The sequence below is a fragment of the Acidobacteriota bacterium genome, from assembly GCA_016184105.1.
Taxonomy (GTDB): Bacteria; Acidobacteriota; Vicinamibacteria; order Vicinamibacterales; family 2-12-FULL-66-21; genus JACPDI01.
Genome location: JACPDI010000013.1, coordinates 82,608 through 101,601 on the forward strand (window position 1 = coordinate 82,608; position 18,994 = coordinate 101,601).

Sequence of the window (18,994 nt, forward strand, 5' to 3'; positions counted from 1 at the left end):
AGGCTGCCCCGGCCTGCGAGGCTGGTGTCTCTATCCGAGGCTCGCTGGTGACTGCTGACCGCTCACGGGAGCTGACGATGCCGCCCGTATTCTCGGCCGCTGCGGCAGCGGCCTTTAGAGCCGTGCAGTATGGCGCGAAAACTGAAAACCGACAAGCTGCTCTTTCTCGCCACGCTGCTGCTCGTCTGCGCGAGCGTCGTCATGGTGTACAGCGCGTCCGCCGTCCTGGCGATGGATCGCTATCACCAGCCCTATCTGTTCCTGGCCAAGCAGCTCACGTGGGCGGTGCTGGGGCTGTTCCTGTTCTTCGTGGTGATGCGCATCGACTATCACAACTACAAGCAGCCTGTCGTGATCTGGTCGATGCTCGTGGTGGTCGGCATGGCGCTCGTGGCGGTGTTGTTCAGCCGCGAGATCAACGGCACGCGCCGCTGGTTCGGCGTGGGCGGCATCGGCGTGCAGCCGTCGGAGCTCGCCAAGATCGCGATCGTGCTCTTCACGGCCGCGATCCTCGAACGCCGGATGGATCGCGTCGAGGAGATTTCCTATTCGCTGCTGCCGATTGGCATCGCGGTGACGGCGGTCACCGGGCTGATCCTGCTGCAGCCCGATTTCGGCACGGCGGTATCGCTCGTGGGCATCGTCGCGGTGATGATCTTCGCGGCAGGGCTCCCGTATCGGTACCTGTTCGGCCTCGCGCTCGTGGGGCTGCCGACCGCGGCATTGATCCTGTGGAGCGCCGAGTACCGGCGCCGGCGGCTGCTCTCCTTCCTGAATCCCTGGGACGATCCGCTCGGCGACGGCTTCCAGGTGATCCAGTCGCTGATCGCGGTGGGCACCGGCGGGCTGTTCGGGCGCGGGCTGATGGGCGGGGTGCAGAAGCTGTTCTACCTCCCGGAGCCCCACACCGACTTCATCTACGCGGTGATCTCGGAGGAGCTGGGTCTGATCGGCGCGACGGCGATCCTCGTCTGCTTCTGCATCATCACGTGGCGCGGGCTGCGGACGGCGCTTCGCGCCCCCGATCGCTTCGGCGCGTTCCTGGCGCTCGGGCTCACGATGATGGTCGCCATCCAGGCCTTCATCAACATGAGCGTCGTGCTTGGCCTGATGCCGACCAAGGGGATCCCGCTGCCGCTGGTGAGCGCCGGCGGGTCGTCGCTGCTGATCAGTCTCGTCGGCATGGGCATGCTCGTGAACGTCTCGCAGCATGCGTCGATGCCGCCGGCGGATGCGTGAGCGGCAGGCGGGTGCGGGTTCTGTTCGCCGGCGGCGGCACCGGCGGGCATCTGTTTCCGGGAATCGCCGTGGCGCGCGAGATTCTCGCGCGCGAGCCGGATGCGGACATCGCTTTCGTGGGCACCGCGCGCGGCATCGAGACGCGTGCCGTGCCGAAGGAAGGATTTCAGCTGGACGTGATCAGGAGCGCGGGGCTGAAAGGCAAGTCGATCGCGGCGCTGGCCCGGGGTGTCTCGCTCCTGCCTGCCAGCGCGTGGGACGCCTGGCGCGTCCTTTCCGCCCGCCGTCCGGACGTGGTGATCGGTGTCGGTGGCTACAGCTCGGGCCCGGTCGTGGCGCTCGCGGCCGCCCGCGGCATCCCGACGATGGTGCTCGAGCAGAACGCCGTGCCCGGGATGACCAATCGCCTCCTCGCGCGGGTGGTCCGCGCCGCGGCGGTCACGTATGACGCGACGCTGCCGTACTTCGGCGCGCGCGGGTTCGTCAGTGGCAATCCCGTCCGTCCCGAGTTCGTCGCGCGCGCCGCGGATTCCGCACCGGCCGGCGCGCGACGCGGTGACCACGGTGCGGAAGCGAGGGTCCTGATCTTTGGCGGCTCCCAGGGCGCGCACGCGATCAACGTCGCGATGGTGGAGGCGGCGGCCGAGCTGGCAGCTCATGCTCGCCGCCTATCGATCACGCATCAGACAGGAGAACGGGATCTGGAATTCGTCCGGGATGGGTACCGGCGGGCCGGCGTCACGGCGCGCGTGGAGCCTTTCATCTTCGAAATGGAACGGGAGATGACGGACGCGGACCTCGTCGTCTGCCGCGCGGGCGCGACCACGCTCGCGGAACTGACGGCAGCCGGACGTCCGGCGATCCTGATACCGCTTCCGACCGCGACCGACGACCACCAGCGGAAGAACGCGCGGGTGCTCGCGGAGGCAGGCGCGGCGGAAGTGATCGACGAGCGCGGGCTGACGGGGGCCATCCTGGCCCGCCGCCTGCTCGCGCTCGTTGACGATGAGCCGCGGCGGGCGCGGATCGCCGCCGCGGCACGGCAGTTCGCGAAACCGGAGGCCGCGCGAAAGATCGCGCAAAAGGCGCTGGCTCTCGCGGGCGGGGGGCGCTGAGGCCATGGGGATCGCCCGCAGCGAGCTCGAGACTCCCGGCACGCTCAGATGTTAGGCCAGACGAAGCGCATTCACTTCGTCGGCATCGGTGGCATCGGGATGAGCGGGATCGCGGAGCTGCTCGTGAACCTCGGCTACGAGGTCAGCGGCTCGGACGCGAAACGCTCGGAGATCACCGACCGCCTCGCCAGGCTCGGCGTGACGGTGCAGGTGGGGCACGCCGCGCACCAGGTGGGCGCGGCCGACGTCGTGGTGACCTCCTCCGCCATCGCGCCGGACAACCCGGAGGTGGCGGCCGCGCGCGTGCGCGGCATCCCCGTGATCCCGCGCGCCGAGATGCTCGCCGAGCTGATGCGGCTGCAGCGCGGCATCGCCGTCGCGGGGGCGCACGGCAAGACGACGACGACCTCGATGATTGCGCTGGTGCTCGAGCGCGCAGGCATGGACCCGACCGCGGTGATTGGCGGCCGCCTCAGCGCCTTCGGCAGCAACGCGAAGCTCGGGCGCGGCGCGTACATCGTGGCGGAAGCCGACGAGAGCGACAGGTCGTTCCTGCGCCTGTCTCCCTCGATCGCGGTCATCACGAACCTGGACCGGGAGCACATGGAGACGTACGGCACGTTCGAGGAGATCCAGCGGGCGTTCGCGGAGTTCGCGAACAACGTGCCGTTCGACGGCCTCGTCGTGGCCTGCGCGGATGACCGCGCGCTCGCCGCCATCCTGCCGGCGATCAGCCGGCCGCTCGTGACCTACGCGCTGAATACCGACGCGGACATGACCGCGAGCGACGCCGTGCTGTCGCCGTTTGCCTCCGTCAGCCGCGTGTGGCTGCGCCGGGGCGGCTCGCGCGAGGCGCTGGGGGACCTGACCTTATCGGTGCCGGGGCGTCACAACATCCTGAACGCGCTGGCGGCGGTGGCCGTGGGGCTCGAGGTCAAGGTCCCGTTCGACCGCATTGCGAGCGCGCTTGCGGAGTTCCACGGAGCCGAGCGTCGCTTCCAGAAGCTTGGCGAAGCGCGCGGGGTGCTGGTCGTGGACGACTACGGGCACCACCCGACGGAGATTGCCGCGGTCATCGCGGCGGCCCGCACATTGCGGCGACGAATCGTGGCCGTGTTCCAGCCGCACCGCTATTCGCGGACGCAGCAACTGATGGCGGAGTTCGGGCCGGCGTTCGCAGGGGCCGAAGAGGTCGTGCTGACCGACATCTACTCCGCCGGCGAGCCGCCGATTCCGGACGTCACGATCGACGCGCTCGCCAGCGCCATGCGGCGCGGCGCCAGCGCGCGATTGCACGTCGTCCCCGCGCTCGAGGAGCTGCCCGCGCGCGTCGCGGCGCTCGCGCGCGACGGCGACGTCGTCCTGACGCTTGGCGCGGGATCGATTGGCACGGTTGGGCCGCGCATCCTGCAGGAGCTGGAACGGTGAGCGTTGCCGCACCTGCCGACAAGCGGTTCCGCCGCCCGAGCGTGCGGCCGTCGCAGCGGCGCGGCGTGACACGCCTGCTGCGGTGGCCGGTGCTGCGCGGCGCGCTGGCGGCGATGCTCGTGGCGTACGGCGGCTACCAGGCCATGGCTCTCGTGACGGGCGCCGGGCTGTTCCGCGTCACGCGCGTCACGGTGCGCGGCAACGCGCGGTTGTCCACCGGCGAGGTGCTCGCGCTCGTGCCCGGCCTGCGGAACGAAAGCGTGCTGACGGCGAACCTGTCCGGTTACCGCGGGCGCCTGGTGGACTCTCCGTGGGTGGCCGACGCGGCGTTGCGGCGGGTGCTGCCGGGCACGATCGAGATCACCGTCCGGGAACGGTCGCCGATGGGCCTGTGCCGGCTGCTCGACCAGTTGTATCTCGTGGACGGCACGGGCGCCATCATCGACGAGTTCGGGCCGCAATACGCGGACTTCGATCTGCCGATCATCGACGGGCTCGCCGGTCCACCGCGGCACGGCGAGCCGTCGATCGACGCGGCCCGCGCCGAGCTGGCGGCGCGCGTGATGCGCGCGCTCTCGACAAACACGTCGCTGGCGCGGCGCGTGTCGCAGATCGACGTCACCGACGCGCACGACGCCGTGGTGATGCTCGATGGCGAGACCGCGCTGCTGCACCTCGGCGACACGCAGTTCGCCGAACGGCTGCAGTCGTACGTGGAGCTGGCGCCCGCGCTGCACGCGCGCGTGCCGACCATCGATTACGTGGACCTGCGATTCGATGAGCGGGTGTACGTGCGGCCCGCGCGGGCAGACGTCAGAGGCCAGGTACCAGAGGCCAGGTAACGGGCAGCAGGCGCGAGGCGGGGACCCAGGACCAGGGACGAAGGACCAATTCTATGGCGCGGAGAGAGCGGTATCTGGTTGGGCTCGACGTCGGCACCTCCAAGGTGACCGCCATCGTTGGCGAGGTCACCGATGATGGGGGGCTGGACATCATCGGGCTGGGGCTGGCGGACGCCCGCGGCATCCGCCGCGGCGTGGTCGTCAACCTGGAAGCGGCTGTCGAGTCGATCAAACGCGCCATCGACGAGGCCGAGCTGACCGCGGGGATCGAGATCGATTCGGTCTACCTGGCGCTCTCCGGCGCCCACGTGAAAGCCTTCAACAGCCGCGGCGTCGTCGCGGTGGCCGGAAAGAACCGCGAGATCACCCGCGAAGACGTCCGACGGGCGATCGATGCGGCAAAGGCCGTCTCGCTCCCGAGCGGGCGCGAAATTCTCCACGTCCTCCCGCAGGACTTCGTCGTCGACGAGCAGGACGGCATCGGCGCGCCCGTCGGGATGACCGGCGCGCGGCTGGAAGTGAACGTCCACGTCGTGACCGGCAGCGTGTCGTCCACGCAGAACATCGTCGCGTGCGTGAACCGCGCGGGCGTGGAGGTGACCGAGACCGTGCTCGAGCAGCTCGCGGCGGCCGAGTCCGTCCTCACGCAGGACGAGCGCGACCTCGGCGTCGCGCTCGTGGACATCGGCGGCGGAACCGCGGATTTCGCCATCTTCGAGCGCGGCAGCATCTGGCACACCGGCGTCATCGCCATCGGGGGCGACCACTTCACCAACGACATCGCGGTCGGGCTGCGCACGCCGATTCCCGATGCGGAGCGCATCAAGCGGCGCTGCGGCTGCGCCCTCTCGTCGATGGTCGCCGAGGACGAGACGATGGAGGTCGCGAGCGTCGGCGGCCGGAAGCCGCGCCTGATGGCTCGCCGCATCCTGTCCGAGATCCTGCAGCCGCGCGCCGAAGAAATCTTCCACCTGTTGTGGGACGAGATCGGGCGCGCCGGCTACGAGAAGTCACTCAACTCCGGCATCGTGCTCACGGGCGGCGGCGCGCTGCTCGAGGGCATGGCCGAGATCGCCGAGCAGATCTTCGACCTTCCCCTGCGGCGGGGCCACCCGACGGGCGTGGGAGGGCTGGCGGACCACGTGAACAACCCGGCCTTCGCGACCTCGGTCGGGCTGGTGATGTACGCCCACCGCAATTACGCCGGCGAGCCGGCGCGACCGGCGGGCGCGGGGGCATTTGGGCGCGTGGCCGGCCGGCTGCGCACGCTCTTCAAGGAGTTCTTCTGACATGGAGACTACTTCAGCGCTGCGTTTGAAGCTGGACGAGGAGGCACGGATGGGGGCTCGCATCAAGGTGGTGGGCGTCGGCGGCGGCGGGGGGAATGCCGTCAACCGGATGGTGCAGGCCGGGCTCGACGGCGTCGAGTTTGTCGTCGCCAACACCGACCTGCAGGCCCTGAAGATGAACGCCGCGCCGTCGAAGCTGCAGATCGGCGCGAAGCTGACCAAGGGGCTTGGCGCCGGCGCGGACCCGAACGTCGGCCGGCAGGCCGCGCTCGAAGACACGGACAAGATCATCGAGACGCTCGACGGCGCCGACATGGTCTTCGTGACCACAGGCCTCGGCGGCGGGACGGGGACCGGCGCCGCGCCGGTCATCGCGAGCCTCGCCAGCGAGCTTGGCGCCCTCACGATCGCCGTCGTCACCAAGCCATTCCGGTTCGAAGGGGCGCGCCGCCAGAAGCAGGCCGAGCGCGGCCTGTCCGAACTGCGCGAATGCGTCGACACCGTTATCACGATCCCCAACGAGCGGCTGCTGGCGACGATCGCGCGCACGACGGCCATGACCGACGCGTTCGCGACCGCAGACGATGTGCTGAGACAGGCGATCCAGGGCATCTCGGACCTGATCCTCGTGCCCGGCATGATCAATCTCGACTTCGCCGACGTGAAGACCATCATGGCCGGCATGGGCCTCGCCATCATGGGCACCGGCGTGGCGGAAGGGGAGAACCGGACGGTGGCCGCCGCCAACGCCGCCATCTCCAGCCCGTTGCTCGAAGATGCGTCCGTCAAGGGGGCGCGCGGCGTGATCATCAACGTCACCGGCGGCCCCGACCTGTCGCTCATCGAGGTGAGCGAGGCGTCGGCCATCATCCAGGAAGCCGCGCACGAGGACGCAAACATCATCTTCGGCGCGGTGGTCGATCCGAAGATGCAGGGGCGAGTGAAGATCACGGTGATCGCGACCGGCTTCGACCGTCCGGGGCTGTCCGCCTCGGCGCACCCGTCGCACGCGGAAACACCGGTGGACCTCACCGCCTACGCGGCGTGGCGGCTGGACTCCGTGGCGGAGAAGGTGGCGGCAGCCGGTGGCAGCCTCGCCCCTCGCCTCACGCTGTCACGGCGCCCGGCGGTTGATCTGCCGCTGATGGCGCGCGCCGAGCCGCTGCCGGAGGGACCGGGCGCGGAGTTCGAGCCCGCCTCGCCGCTCGACGTGCCGGCGTTCCTTCGGCGGCAAACCGACTAGGGCACGCTCGCGGCCGAGCTGAAGCCCTGTGGTACACTGAATACACCCACGGCACGGAAGACCGTCGTCTTCTGAGCCGCAGAGGCCGGATCCAGCATCCGGCCTCAACTGTTTTTCTCCGGTTTTGTCGGATCGTATCCATCACAGATGAAGTCCTGGGAGCTGCGCGAGCGCGCTCGAGAAGTCCTGGCGCGCGAGGTCGGTTTCGTCCAGAAACCGCACGGCGGCCGTCTGCGCGTCGCGCTCGCATTTCCCAACACGTACTGGGTCGGCATGTCCAACCTGGGCCTGCAGACGCTCTACAAGCTCTTCAACGCCCTCGACGACGTGGTGTGCGAGCGCGTGTTCCTGCCACCGAAGCAGGAACTGCAGGCACAGCTGGCCGCCGGCGCGGGGCTCGTCACGCTCGAGTCGCAGACACCGGTGTCGGACTTCGACGTCTTCGCCTTTTCCGTCTCCTTCGAGTGGGACTACACGAACGTTCTCTCGATGCTGCGGCTCGCCGGCATGCCGGTCTACGCCGCCGAGCGGGCCGAGCGCCACCCGCTCGTGGTCATCGGCGGGGCCGTGACGTTCGTGAACCCGGAGCCGCTCGCGCCCTTTGCGGACGTGATTGCCGCGGGCGAGGGGGAGGCGCTCGTTCCCGTCCTCGCCCGCGTGATGGCGGCCGCGAACACCCGCGACCACCAGCTTCGTGCCCTTGCCGCCGAGAGCGGCTTCTACATCCCCTCGTTCTACGACGTGCAGTACGGCGGCGACGGCATCGTTGACGCGTTCGTGCCACGCCCGGGCACTGGCGCACCTCCCGTCGTCAGGAAAGCGGCGGTGAAGACAACCGAGACGCTCGATCCCCCTAGCACCGTCATCTTCACGCCCGACACCGAGTTCGGCTCGCGCTTTCTCGTCGAGGTCGTGCGGGGCTGCGCAAACCTGTGCCGCTTCTGCTGGGCCGGCTACAACTACCTGCCGGTCCGTCCGTTTCCCACCGACCGGATCCTCGCGCTCGCGAAGGCCGCACGACCGCACGCGGGCCGGGCCGGGCTCGTGTCAATCGCGCTGTGCGATCATCCCGACATCGAAGTCATCCTCCGGTCGCTCCACGAGATGGGCTACTCGATCAGCCCTGCCTCGCTGCGGCTCGACGACCTCACGCCCGAGATCGTCGGGCTGCTGAAGGCGAGCGGCGAGAAATCGCTGACGATCGCGCCCGAGACGGGCTCCGATCGACTGCGCCGCGTGATCAACAAGACCGTCACGAACGCGGAGATCCTGGACAAAGCCGACCTGATCTTCCGAAGCGGCATCGACAACCTGAAGCTCTATTTCATGATCGGGTTGCCGACCGAGACGGACGAGGACCTCGAGGCGATCCGCGACCTGACCGTCCGGATGCGCGACATCATGGTGTCGCACGCCCGGCCGCGCGGCCACATCGGCCGCATCGTGGGCAGCGTGAACCCCCTGATTCCAAAGCCGGGGACCGCCTACCAGTGGGTCCCGCTCGAAGACGCCGCGTCCATCGACCGCAAGACGAAGCGGCTCAAGACGCTGTTGGCCGACATCGACAACGTGTACTTCACCGTCAAGTCGGAGCGGCATTCGTACTACCAGGCGCTGCTCTCGCTCGGCGATCGCCGGGTCGCTCCCGCGATCGCCGCCGCCGAACGCAACGGCGGACAGTGGCGCGCGGCGGTGGCCGAGGTCGGACTCAAGGCCGATGCCTACCTGTTCCGCGACCGCTCGCGCGATCGCGTCCTGCCGTGGCACATCATCGACGGCGGCATGAAAGAAGGATTTTTTCGCGCCGAGTGGCAGAAAGCACTCGACGCGGAATGGACCCTTCCTCCAAAGCGGCAGCAGGAGAACACGAAGTTCCTGCCGGTGCTTGGTTAGGTACCAGAGGCCAGAGGCCACGGTCTTTTACGACGCGACGGCGACCTCCGCCTCGTACTCCGCGTATGCCTCGAGCACCAGATCGCGGACGCGTTCCTGCGCCGTGGAGTCCACGAGCGGCCGCAGCAGCGCGAAGGAGCGGCGCTCGCCGTTGACCGTGTACTGGCGGGCGGGGAACGTCACGTTGCGTCCGCCGCCGGAGCGCCGCTCCCACACCGCGAATCCAATCAGCTTCAGGCCCTCGAGCGGGCCGCTCGTGAAGTGCAGCTCCGCATCCGCGAGCTTTCCTGGCGGGTTCCCTTTGCCGTTCGGCACAATCTTCACAACCATTGCTCGTCCTCTTTTCTCTGCCTTCCCCTGCGCGGTGTCGATGGGCGCCGGCGTGGCGAGAAGCATCAAGAGGAAGGCCAGTCGCAGCCCGGTGCGCGACGGCGCTGGAAGTTGTTGAGCGGACGGACGATGGGATGCGAGACGGGGGAATCGAGAGGTGCGTGCCGCGGTGCGACGGGCGTGGAGGGAAACGCGGGTTGTCGTTCAGGCGCCGACCAGGATCACCTGCGCGAAGGCCAGCATTTCCGAATGCGTAATGGTGAGAAGGGAGCGGGTCATGCCCAGTGCCTGCGCGTGCCGGGCCGCGGCGCCGTGGAACCTCAGTTGCGGGGGGCCGCCGCCGCGCAGGACCTCCACGTCCCGCCACAGCACGCCGCGCGTATGGCCGGTTCCGATCGCTTTCATGCCCGCCTCCTTGGCGGCAAAGCGGCCGGCAAGGTGCGGCACAGGGTCCCGCCGCCGGAGGCAGTACGCGATTTCCTCGTCCGTGAACACCCGGCGGAGGAAACGGCCGCCGTATTTCTGATACGTTTCCCTGACACGCGGGATATCGGTCGCGTCGATGCCGAGTCCCACGATCGTGATGCCTGTGATGCCGTCCGAGCGATCCATGCCGTTCCCCCAGCCTAATGGCTCGTTTGCCTGGACGCAAGAACCGTGGGGCGCGGCGCTCCGGTGCGTGCCGATGCTGGCGCTCGCCCCGCACCTGTTCACCTCGCGCGCCGTCGGCGCCGCGCGCGATCCCGCCGATCCCGCCGTCGCGCATGTGGCCGCGTCGCTCGGCTTGACGCCCGCGGGGATCGTGCAGGTGCACCAGGTGCACGGCTGCCAGGTGCTGGCCGTTCGCCGCGGGGCCGCGGCGCCCTCCGGCGTCGAAGGGGATGTGCTGGTGAGCGACGATCCCGGCCGGGCCGTCGGCGTGCGGGTAGCGGACTGCGCGCCGATCCTCATCGCCGACCGGACGGGCCGTGCGGTCGCGGCCGTGCACGCGGGGTGGCGCGGCACGGCGGCGCGCGCCGCGGTCGCGGCGGTCGCCGCTCTCCAGCGCGTGTTCGGGTCGGATCCGGCGGACCTGGTCGTCGCGATCGGGCCGCTCATCCGCGCGTGCTGCTACGAGGTTGGACCATTGGTGCGCGAGGCGTTCGCCGGCAGGCAGGCGGCGGGGTGGTTTTCACCGGGGCGAGGCGATCGCCTGCAGTTTGATGTCGCCGCGGCGAATCGCGATCAACTCGCGTCGGCAGGCGTGCCGCGCGACCAGATCCACGACAGCGGGCTCTGCACGGCCTGCCGCCTCGATGCGTTCTACTCCTACCGGAAGGAAGGCCCGGAGGCGGGCCGCATGATGGGCGCTATCCGGCCGCGCGCTCCGCTTCATCCATCCCGAGATTAGACAGGCGGTCGGCTTCCTTGTTCTGCGCCCGCGGCACGTGGGTGAAGGTGACGTGCCCGATGCGGCGGACGAGCGAGCACGCCTCGAGGAACAGCGGCTTCAGGCCGGCGTGCTTGACGCGGTACTCGCCGCGCATCTGCTTGACCAGCAGCTCGGAGTCGGCGCGGATCTGCACCTCACGCTCGCCGCGCTCGGCGGCGTAACGCAGCGCGGCCAGCAAGCCGTTGTACTCGGCGACGTTGTTGGTGGCGACGCCCAGGCCGCCGTGCAGCTCGGCGACAACCTGCCCGCTCGCATCCTCGATGCGCGCGCCGTAGCCGGCGGGCCCGGGATTTCCGCGGGCGCCGCCGTCGATATAGGCGATGAGCATGATCGGTCAGCTTACGGCACGATCACGCGCCAGCCGCCTCGCCGGCGCGCTCTTCGTAATAGAGGATGCGCAGGCAGCTGTCGCACTGGACGATCTTGTCGTTGCGGCGGATCTCGTTGAAGACCTGCGGTCGCAGGCGGACGTGGCAGAACGTGCAGTGGCCGTCGCGCGCCTCGACGATCGCCACCCCTTTGCGCTGCTTCCCGAGGTGGTCGAACAGGCGCAGCGCCTCGCCGCCCACCTTCGGCCGGAGCGCCTCGCGCTCGCGGGCGAGCCGCGCGATCGCGGCCTCGAGCTCCACCTTCTCGCGTTCGATCGCCTGCCGCGCGTCCGCGATCTCCGCATGTTCCTGCCTGGCGAGCGCCTCGGCGTCCTTGACCACGCGCGTCTCGGTTTCGGCGACCTCCATGTGCTCGAGGATGCGGTCCTCCCGGGTGCGCACGTCGCGCTCCGCGGTGGCGATCTCGTGCTGCATGGCCTGGTATTCCTTGTTGGTCTTCACCAACATCAGCTGATCCTTGTATTTCGAGAGACGACCCTGCACTTCGGCCAGCTGCTTCTCCAGCTCGCGGCGTGCGCCCTGCGCCGCGCTGAGGCGCTGCTTCGCCTCGGCGACGCGCGCGTCCGCGTCGGCCGCCCGGGCGTCGAGCCCGGCATGACGCGACGGCAGCTCGTCGAGCCGCCGCCGCGCCTCTTCCGAGGCGTTGTCCAGTTGTTGCAGGTGAATGAGATGTTGCAGATCAACCAGCATTACGCGTCATTGTAACGGCACGTCCGCCTTCGCCGTGACTTGTCGGCCGCCGCTCACGGCTCGCCGGCATCGTGAGCGAAGGCTGAATGGGCCCACCAGGACTCGAACCTGGAACGAGCCGGTTATGAGCCGGCGGCTCTGACCATTGAGCTATGGGCCCGAAATAGAGGCCAGGTACTTGAGGCCAGGTACCAGGGAAACGTGTGCGGCCGTCACTGGCCTCTGGGCTCAGGCCTCTGGCCCCTGACCTCCGTATTCTACCGTCCCTCGAGAAACGCCTTGAGCTTCCGGCTGCGCGACGGGTGCCGCAGCTTGCGCAGCGCCTTGGCCTCGATCTGCCGGATGCGCTCGCGCGTGACGGCGAAGTTCTGGCCCACTTCCTCGAGCGTGTGCTCGCTGCCGTCGCCGACGCCGAACCGCATCTTGATCACCTTTTCCTCGCGCGGCGTGAGCGTCTTCAGCACCTGATCGGTCTGTTCCTTCAGGTTCAAGTTGATGACCGCGTCCGACGGGGACATCACGTTGCGATCCTCGATGAAGTCCCCGAGGTGCGAGTCTTCCTCTTCTCCGATGGGCGTCTCGAGCGAGATCGGCTCCTGCGCGATCTTGAGCACCTTGCGCACCTGCGACACCGGGATGTCCATCCGCTCGGCAATCTCCTCCGAGGTCGGCTCCCGTCCCAGCTCCTGCACCAGCGCGCGCGAGGTGCGAATCAGCTTGTTGATCGTCTCGATCATGTGGACCGGGATGCGGATGGTGCGCGCCTGGTCCGCGATCGCACGGGTGATCGCCTGGCGGATCCACCACGTCGCGTACGTCGAGAACTTGTAGCCGCGGCGGTATTCGAACTTGTCCACCGCCTTCATGAGGCCGATGTTGCCTTCCTGAATGAGATCGAGGAACTGCAGCCCGCGGTTGGTGTACTTCTTGGCAATCGAGACCACGAGGCGGAGGTTCGCTTCGACGAGCTCTTTCTTGGCCTGCTCCGCCTGCGCCTCGCCGCGGGTAATCGTCTCCAGGGTATCGAGCAGCTGCTCGGGACTTTCGCCGAGTTCGTCGGCAAACGTCTTCATCTGCAGCCGGATGTCCTTCTGCTTGCGGAGCAGCTCCTTGCGCTCCTCCTCCTTGATCTTGCCGCGCTTCGACTTGCCGGCGACCTGCCGCTCGATCGCGTTGACCTCCCACTGCAGCTTCTGGACGTGCTCGACCTTCTCCTTGACCGCGTCGATCATCCGGCGCTTGACGGTCTCGGTGAACTCGATCCGCCGGATCGCCTTGGAGAGCACCACCCTCTCCCGCAGCCAGGCCCAGCGCACGCGGCGGTACTTCCGCTTGTCCCGCGTCGTCGCCCCCTTGGGGGTCTTCTCCAGCTTCTCGGCGCACTTTTCGACGCTCGCCCACGCCTTGCGGACCGCGTCGATCTGGCGCAGCACCTCACGGGCGCGCGCCTCGATGCGCTCGTCGGTGATCTCCTCGTCGTTGAAGATGACGAGCTCGCGAACCGTCCGCTCCCCCGCGCGGAGCTGGTCCCCCATGTGGATGATGAAGCGGGTGACGCTCGGCATCCGCGAGATCGACTTGATGACCGTGAGCTTGCCGCGCTCGATCCGCTTGGCGATTTCCACTTCCCCCTCGCGCGTGAGCAGGGGGACCGTGCCCATCTCGCGCAGGTACATGCGGACGGGATCGTTCGTCTTGTCGAGGGCGCCCGGCGTGAGGTCGAGCTCCGGCTCTTCGGTTTCGGGGCGGTCGAGCAGCTCGTCTTTCCGGAACTTCTGGTCGGAGTCGATGACCTCGATCCCCGCGTTGCCGAACGCGCTGAACAGGTCGTCGAGCTCCTCCGAAGACGTGATGTCGGCCGGCAGAAGCTCGTTCACCTCGTCATACAGGAGATAGCCCTTCTCCTTGCCGACGTTGATGAGCTGCCGTACCTCGTCGTATTTCTCTTCAATCGACAACGCCATTTCCCTCCAAAAACTAACCTCGGTCGAGAGCGTCGAGCCGCCGCAACAGGTCCTTCTTCCTCAGCCAGAGCGCGTCAATCTGCCCTGCATGCGCCGCGCCCAGATCCTGCAGGTGATCGATTTCCCGCTGCAGCTCCGCCCGCTCACGCTCGTAGCGCAGCCGTCGCAGCGCTCGCGCGCACTCTGTCGGGGGAGCGAGCGGGCCGGGCTGGGACCGGATGGCCGCCAGGAGGCCGGCCTCACCAGTACTTAGACGCGCCACAAGCGATTCTGTCACTGTTTCCGCGGGCCAATCCGCCATTTCCCGGGCCGCCCGCAGGACGCCGCCAGCCGCCAGCCCGTCGAAATCGCCGTCCTCCAGCTCCGCCAGCGCCTCCAGCGCCAGCCGCGGCTCGTGGAGCAGCGCCCAGATGAGGCCTTTTTCCGCCGGCCGCACCTCGCCGACCAGCCTCAGCCCGCGTGCCGCTTCGACCCCTTCAAGGCTCGTCTGCCGGTTCACCGCGGCGCGCCGTATCTCGGCACGCACGACCTCTTCGGTGATGCGCGCCTTGTGCGCGAGCCGATCGGCAAACTGGTCGCGCGTGGCCGGGTCCGGGATCCGAGCGGCCACCGTCAGCATGCGATCCAGGAAACCCCGGCGCCCTTCATCGCGCGACAGATCCACCCCCTCGGCGGCGCGGTCGAGGAGATATTCCAGGTACGGCCGGGAAGTGCGCAGTTTTTCACGGTACGCCGCTGCACCCTGCCGTCGGATGAACGTATCGGGATCGGCCCCCCCCGGCAACATGGCGACGTTCACCTGGAACCCTTCGCTCACCAGCAGTTCCGACGATCGCGCGGCGGCGCCCTGGCCGGCTGCGTCCGGGTCGAGGCTGAGGATCAGCTTTGTCGTGAACCGGCGCAGCAACTTTGCCTGCGCCGGCGTCAGCGCCGTGCCGGACACGGCGACCACCGGCATCACGCCGGCCTGATACGCCTGCGCGAAATCGAAGTACCCCTCCACGAGGACCGCGTATCCGAGCCGGCGGATCTCGGCTTTCGTCACGCTGAGCCCGTACAGCACGCGCCCTTTCGTGTAGATGGCGGTCTCGGCCGAGTTCAGGTACTTCGGCTGCTGGTCGGTCTCCATCGCGCGGCCACCGAAGGCCACGACGGCTCCGCTTTCGCGCGCGATCGGAATCATCAGCCGATTTCGAAACCGATCGACGACGCTCCCGTCCTCGCGCTCGACGACCAGGCCGCTCCTTGCCAGGATCGGCAGGGCAAATCCCTGCTTCACCAGGTGCTGCCGGAGCGCGTCGCGGCTTGCCGGCGCGTACCCGTACCCGAATCGCTCCATCAGCTCCGGCGCCAGCCCGCGCCCGGCGAGCGCCTGCCGCGCCCGCGCGCCGGCCGGCGTCGCGAGCTGCTCGCGGAACCACGCCGCCGCCACTTCGTGGATCTTCAGCAGCGCTTCGCGATCGCGCTCTGCCTCGGGGTCCTGGCGCGCCTCCTCGGGCTCCGGGACCGGCACGCCGAACTTGGCGGCCAGCGTCCGCACCGCCTCGGGGAACGTCACCTTGTCCTGCAGCTCGATGAACTTGAACACGTCCCCCCCCACGCCGCACCCGAAGCAGTGAAAGAACCCGCGATCCGGGTTGACGTGGAACGACGGCGTCTTCTCGCCGTGAAACGGGCACAGTCCCTTGTACGCGGCTCCAGCCTTGCGGAGCTGCACAGACTCGCCGACGAGGCGGACGATGTCCGCCTGCGACTTCAGGTCGTCGATGAACGACTGTGGAAACAGCCCCATCAGGTTACGGGCTAGTCCTTCAGCTCCGCCACCGTGATGGCCGAGCCCCCCTCGTTGTCCGGCGCGAGCGAATAGTGCGCGACGAGCGGGTGCTTCGCCAGCAGCTCGCCAATCGCGCGCCGTAGCTGACCCGTCCCGTGGCCGTGAATGAAGCGCACGCTCCGCCGGTCCTGCAGCACCGCGTCATCCAGGAACTTCTCGGCGCGCGCGATCGCTTCGTCCGTCGTGCAGCCGATGATGTTCAGGTCCGAGGGCACCAGGTCGTCGCTCCGCGGCGTTTCCACCTGCACGTTGACCCGCCCTTGCGGCGCCGCGCTCGCGCGCCCGACCACCCTCAGGTCGGCCAGCGGCACGCGCATCCGCTTTCCGCGCACGTCCACTTCGGCCGCCTCGCCGTGCACGCTCTGGACCGCCCCTTCGAAGCCGAACGCGCCGACCGCCACCGTGTCCCCCACGCGCACCGGCGTGCCCGCCGCCGTTCCCGCCGGCGCCGGCGCCGGCGTGCCGCTCGCCAGCCGCCCTTCGATGGCCTCGAGCGCGGCGCGGGCCTCCGCGCGGATCGCGCCGGTCTCGCCCGTGGAGAGCGCGGGCACGTGCCGGGGGGCGCCGGCCATGGTCGCCGCGCGCTGCCGCAGCTCCCTGACGACCTCGTCGATCTCGCGGCGCGCGTCGCGCAGCCGTTCGTCCGCGCGCTCCCGCAAACGCCGCTGGAACGCCTCCTCCCGGCGCTTCAGTTCCTCGTCGCGCGCGTGCAGCCGCGCGGTCGTGTCCGCGAGCGTCTCGCGCTCCCGCGCGGTGAGGCGACGCTCATGGTCGAGCGCGTTCAACTCCTTTTCCATGCGCGCGAGGTGCTCGGCCAGCTGCGTCTCGCGCTCGCTGCGATACGCGCGGGCGGCCTCGATGATGGCCGGCGCGATCCCGAGCCGCGCGGCAATCTCGAGCGCCAGGCTGCGTCCCGGAGAGCCGTACACCAGCCGGTAGGTGGGTGCGAACGACTCCGGGTCGAACCCGAACGCGGCAATCTCGACACCCTCGGTCGTGCCCGCGTAGGACTTCAGCGCGTCGTAATGCGTCGTGGCCGCGACCAGCGCGCCGCGCTTGCGGAAGTGGTCGATGATGGCCGTGCCAAGCGCGCCGCCTTCGTTCGGATCCGTTCCGGCGCCCACCTCGTCGATCAGCACCAGCGCGGGCAGCGCCAGGGTCCGATCCATCGACGAGATATTCGTGATGTGCCACGAAAACGTGCTGAGGCTCGCCGCGATCGACTGCTCGTCGCCGATGTCGGCGAAGACCGAGCGGAACGGCGTCACCTGCGTTCCGTCTTCCGCGGGCACGTGCAGCCCCGCCTGGGCCATCAGCGCCAGCAGTCCCGCGCTTTTCAACGCAACGGTCTTGCCCCCGGTATTCGGCCCGCTGATGATGAGCACGCGCGTGGGCGGAATCAGCAGGATGTCCACGGGAACCGGGCCCGCCGTGGCGCGCCCGCCGGCGAGCGCGGGGCGCGACTCGTCTCCTTCCTCGCGCAGCAGATCCCTGACGGAGGGAATCAGCAGCGGATGGCGCGCGCCCCGCACTTCCAGGCGGCCGTCCTGCGCCAGCAGCGGCTCCCTCGCATCGCACAGCGCCGAGAAGCGCGCTTTCGCCTGGACGACGTCCAGCTCGGTGGCGGCCGAGAGCGTGCGCTGCAGCTCGATCGCGCGGCGGCGGAACGCGTCGCTCAACGCGAGCAGGATGCGGTGCACTTCTTCCGCCTCCTGCTGCTCGAGCGCGACGATGTCGTTGTTGATGTCGACCGTGCTGAGCGGCTCGAGATAGAGGCTGGCACCGCTCGCCGAGCTGCCGTGCACGATGCCGGGGATTGCGCCGCGGTTCTCCGCCTTGACGACCAGCACGAAGCGGCCGTTTCTGTCCGTGACGATCTGATCCTGCAGGTAGCGCGCCGTGTCCTTGCCGCGCAAGTACGACTCGAGCGTCGAGCGCAGCCGCGACCGCTGCTTGCGCAGGCGCTCCCGGATCGCGCGCAGCTGCGGCGACGCATCGTCGGAGACCTCGCCCGAGGGTTCGATCTTCCGCCGGATGTCTTCGACTTCGGCGTCGAAATTCGCCGCCGATTCGACGATCGCGCGCAGGGCAGGGTAGTGGCCCCGGGCTCGCCGGATGCCGCAGCGCGTGGATTCGACCGACCCGAAAAAGCGCGCCAGGCCGAGCAGCGGCATCGGCTCGAGCGCGCGCCCCTCGACCGCCAGCGCCGTGAGCGCGCCATCCAGATCGGCGGGCGCATCGAGCGGGAACGCGCCCCCTTCGCCGGTGAACCGGACGCCTTCGGTGGTCGCTCCGAGCAAGGCAGCCACCTGCCGCGCATCGGTGACCGGACGCAGCTCTGCCAGGCGCGCGGCGCCGAGCGGCGTCAACGCCAACCGTCGCACCGCGGTCGCGATCCGATCGAATTCGAGGGCCTTCAGTGTTCCGAGATGCATCTGTTCCGGCAGGGGGCGCCAGACTGCGGGCAAACGGATAGTTTACTTAAAGATAGGCGGACTTGGCAATTTGGCAATCTTCAGCGCAGATGATTGATGGCCGACGCCATCGCCGCGGCGCCGAAGCCGTTGTCGATATTGACAACAGCCACCCCGGACGCGCAGCTGTTCAGCATCCCAAGCAGTGCGGTCAAACCCCCGAAACTCGCGCCGTAGCCCACGCTGGTAGGGACCGCAATGACCGGTGCGGCCACGAGGCCGCCGATGACGCTCGGCATCGCCCCCTCCATCCCCGCCACGGCAATCACGACCCGGGCGTCTTGGAGGCGTCCGGTTTCGGCGAGCAGCCGGTGCAGGCCGGCCACCCCGACGTCATAGATCCTGTCGACGAGGTTGCCCATGCACTCCGCGCTGACCGCCGCTTCCTCGGCCACCTGGAGGTCCGACGTGCCGGCCGCGGCCACGAGAATCGTGCCCACCCCGGGCGGGATGTCCTGCTGCCGGAGCGTAATCGCGCGCGCCGTGTCATGGAAAGCTGCACCGGACACCCGCGCCTGCACCGCCAGAAACGCCTCCGGGCACGTTCGGGTCACCAGCAGGCTATGTCCGCGGCCTGCGATACGCTCGGCGATTGATGCGATCTGCTCGGGCGTCTTCCCCTGGCCGTACACGACCTCGGGGAAGCCCTGCCGGAGCCCGCGGTGGTGGTCGACGCGGGCGAACCCGAGGTCCTCGAAGGGGGCCTGGCGTACGAATTGTAGGACGCGGTGGTGCGCATCGGCCGGGGAAACCGACCCCCGCTGCACGGCCTCGAGGAGCGCTTCAAGCTCGTTCGCGGTCATTTATTGACTATTACCGGATGAACTTTGGA

16 protein-coding genes and 1 tRNA gene are annotated in these 18,994 nt (G+C 68.9%); 8 read left to right on the top strand and 9 right to left on the bottom strand.

The features are described from left to right. The first annotated feature begins 129 nt into the window (after positions 1–129). The 7 genes from ftsW (at position 130) to HYU53_05705 (ending at position 9,049) form a co-directional block, all read left to right on the top strand. A complete protein-coding gene (gene ftsW / locus HYU53_05675; protein MBI2220680.1) occupies positions 130–1,239 on the top strand; it encodes a putative lipid II flippase FtsW in 1,110 nt (369 codons plus the stop codon). Next, a complete protein-coding gene (gene murG / locus HYU53_05680) occupies positions 1,236–2,354 on the top strand; it encodes an undecaprenyldiphospho-muramoylpentapeptide beta-N-acetylglucosaminyltransferase (GenBank protein ID MBI2220681.1) in 1,119 nt (372 codons plus the stop codon). Before ftsW ends, murG begins: the two co-directional genes overlap by 4 nt. A gap of 48 nt (positions 2,355–2,402) precedes the next feature. Then, entirely contained in the window at positions 2,403–3,782 is a 1,380-nt protein-coding gene (locus tag HYU53_05685) for a UDP-N-acetylmuramate--L-alanine ligase (protein MBI2220682.1), read from the top strand. Beyond that, positions 3,779–4,624 carry an FtsQ-type POTRA domain-containing protein gene (locus HYU53_05690; protein MBI2220683.1) on the top strand — a complete coding sequence of 282 codons (846 nt, stop codon included), beginning with the start codon at positions 3,779–3,781 and terminating at the stop codon, positions 4,622–4,624. Before HYU53_05685 ends, HYU53_05690 begins: the two co-directional genes overlap by 4 nt. Before the next feature lie 53 nt (positions 4,625–4,677). Then, positions 4,678–5,913 carry a cell division protein FtsA gene (gene ftsA, locus HYU53_05695; GenBank protein MBI2220684.1) on the top strand — a complete coding sequence of 412 codons (1,236 nt, stop codon included), beginning with the start codon at positions 4,678–4,680 and terminating at the stop codon, positions 5,911–5,913. Between the two features lies 1 nt (position 5,914). Then, the gene (ftsZ, locus tag HYU53_05700; GenBank protein MBI2220685.1) at positions 5,915–7,156 is read left to right on the top strand and encodes a cell division protein FtsZ; all 1,242 of its coding nucleotides are present in this window, start codon (positions 5,915–5,917) and stop codon (positions 7,154–7,156) included. Between the two features lie 147 nt (positions 7,157–7,303). Further along, complete coding sequence (locus HYU53_05705; GenBank protein ID MBI2220686.1) at positions 7,304–9,049, top strand: radical SAM protein; 1,746 nt, start codon at positions 7,304–7,306, stop codon at positions 9,047–9,049. Positions 9,050–9,076: 27 nt separating this feature from the next. Here the strand turns inward: HYU53_05705 and HYU53_05710 are convergent, their stop codons facing one another. Both HYU53_05710 and acpS read right to left on the bottom strand, forming a co-directional pair. Next, a complete protein-coding gene (locus tag HYU53_05710; GenBank protein MBI2220687.1) occupies positions 9,077–9,379 on the bottom strand; it encodes a hypothetical protein in 303 nt (100 codons plus the stop codon). Between the two features lie 204 nt (positions 9,380–9,583). After that, a complete protein-coding gene (gene acpS / locus HYU53_05715) occupies positions 9,584–9,991 on the bottom strand; it encodes a holo-ACP synthase (protein MBI2220688.1) in 408 nt (135 codons plus the stop codon). Here acpS and pgeF point away from each other — a divergent pair. After that, the gene (pgeF, locus tag HYU53_05720) at positions 9,990–10,769 is read left to right on the top strand and encodes a peptidoglycan editing factor PgeF (protein MBI2220689.1); all 780 of its coding nucleotides are present in this window, start codon (positions 9,990–9,992) and stop codon (positions 10,767–10,769) included. The genes acpS and pgeF overlap by 2 nt on opposite strands. Here the strand turns inward: pgeF and HYU53_05725 are convergent. From HYU53_05725 to larB, 7 genes are all read right to left on the bottom strand, one after another. Further along, positions 10,729–11,139, bottom strand: a complete 411-nt coding sequence (locus tag HYU53_05725; protein MBI2220690.1) for a reverse transcriptase-like protein — start codon at positions 11,137–11,139, stop codon at positions 10,729–10,731. The genes pgeF and HYU53_05725 overlap by 41 nt on opposite strands. 22 nt (positions 11,140–11,161) lie before the next feature. Next, positions 11,162–11,890 carry a hypothetical protein gene (locus HYU53_05730; GenBank protein ID MBI2220691.1) on the bottom strand — a complete coding sequence of 243 codons (729 nt, stop codon included), beginning with the start codon at positions 11,888–11,890 and terminating at the stop codon, positions 11,162–11,164. 87 nt (positions 11,891–11,977) lie between these two features. Continuing rightward, positions 11,978–12,050, bottom strand: a tRNA-Ile gene (locus tag HYU53_05735). Between the two features lie 97 nt (positions 12,051–12,147). Continuing rightward, positions 12,148–13,854, bottom strand: coding sequence for an RNA polymerase sigma factor RpoD (gene rpoD, locus HYU53_05740; GenBank protein MBI2220692.1), 1,707 nt, complete (start codon positions 13,852–13,854; stop codon positions 12,148–12,150). 13 nt (positions 13,855–13,867) lie between these two features. Then, the gene (gene dnaG / locus HYU53_05745; GenBank protein MBI2220693.1) at positions 13,868–15,646 is read right to left on the bottom strand and encodes a DNA primase; all 1,779 of its coding nucleotides are present in this window, start codon (positions 15,644–15,646) and stop codon (positions 13,868–13,870) included. Between the two features lie 11 nt (positions 15,647–15,657). After that, on the bottom strand, positions 15,658–18,123 hold the full coding sequence (locus HYU53_05750; protein MBI2220694.1) for an endonuclease MutS2: 2,466 nt from the start codon (positions 18,121–18,123) through the stop codon (positions 15,658–15,660). 80 nt (positions 18,124–18,203) lie between these two features. Further along, entirely contained in the window at positions 18,204–18,965 is a 762-nt protein-coding gene (larB, locus tag HYU53_05755; GenBank protein MBI2220695.1) for a nickel pincer cofactor biosynthesis protein LarB, read from the bottom strand. Positions 18,966–18,994 lie beyond the last annotated feature (29 nt).

Excerpts from the sequence above, each read along its gene's own strand:
- HYU53_05750 (MBI2220694.1), bottom strand. The coding sequence starts at position 18,123 with ATGCATCTCGGAACACTGAAGGCCCTCGAATTCGATCGGATCGCGACC.
- dnaG (MBI2220693.1), bottom strand. The coding sequence starts at position 15,646 with ATGGGGCTGTTTCCACAGTCGTTCATCGACGACCTGAAGTCGCAGGCG.
- ftsZ (MBI2220685.1), top strand. The coding sequence starts at position 5,915 with ATGGAGACTACTTCAGCGCTGCGTTTGAAGCTGGACGAGGAGGCACGG.
- ftsA (MBI2220684.1), top strand. The coding sequence starts at position 4,678 with ATGGCGCGGAGAGAGCGGTATCTGGTTGGGCTCGACGTCGGCACCTCC.
- acpS (MBI2220688.1), bottom strand. The coding sequence starts at position 9,991 with ATGGATCGCTCGGACGGCATCACAGGCATCACGATCGTGGGACTCGGC.
- rpoD (MBI2220692.1), bottom strand. The coding sequence starts at position 13,854 with ATGGCGTTGTCGATTGAAGAGAAATACGACGAGGTACGGCAGCTCATC.
- pgeF (MBI2220689.1), top strand. The coding sequence starts at position 9,990 with ATGCCGTTCCCCCAGCCTAATGGCTCGTTTGCCTGGACGCAAGAACCG.
- larB (MBI2220695.1), bottom strand. The coding sequence starts at position 18,965 with ATGACCGCGAACGAGCTTGAAGCGCTCCTCGAGGCCGTGCAGCGGGGG.
- HYU53_05730 (MBI2220691.1), bottom strand. The coding sequence starts at position 11,890 with ATGCTGGTTGATCTGCAACATCTCATTCACCTGCAACAACTGGACAAC.
- HYU53_05705 (MBI2220686.1), top strand. The coding sequence starts at position 7,304 with ATGAAGTCCTGGGAGCTGCGCGAGCGCGCTCGAGAAGTCCTGGCGCGC.
- HYU53_05710 (MBI2220687.1), bottom strand. The coding sequence starts at position 9,379 with ATGGTTGTGAAGATTGTGCCGAACGGCAAAGGGAACCCGCCAGGAAAG.
- ftsW (MBI2220680.1), top strand. The coding sequence starts at position 130 with ATGGCGCGAAAACTGAAAACCGACAAGCTGCTCTTTCTCGCCACGCTG.
- HYU53_05725 (MBI2220690.1), bottom strand. The coding sequence starts at position 11,139 with ATGCTCATCGCCTATATCGACGGCGGCGCCCGCGGAAATCCCGGGCCC.
- HYU53_05685 (MBI2220682.1), top strand. The coding sequence starts at position 2,403 with ATGTTAGGCCAGACGAAGCGCATTCACTTCGTCGGCATCGGTGGCATC.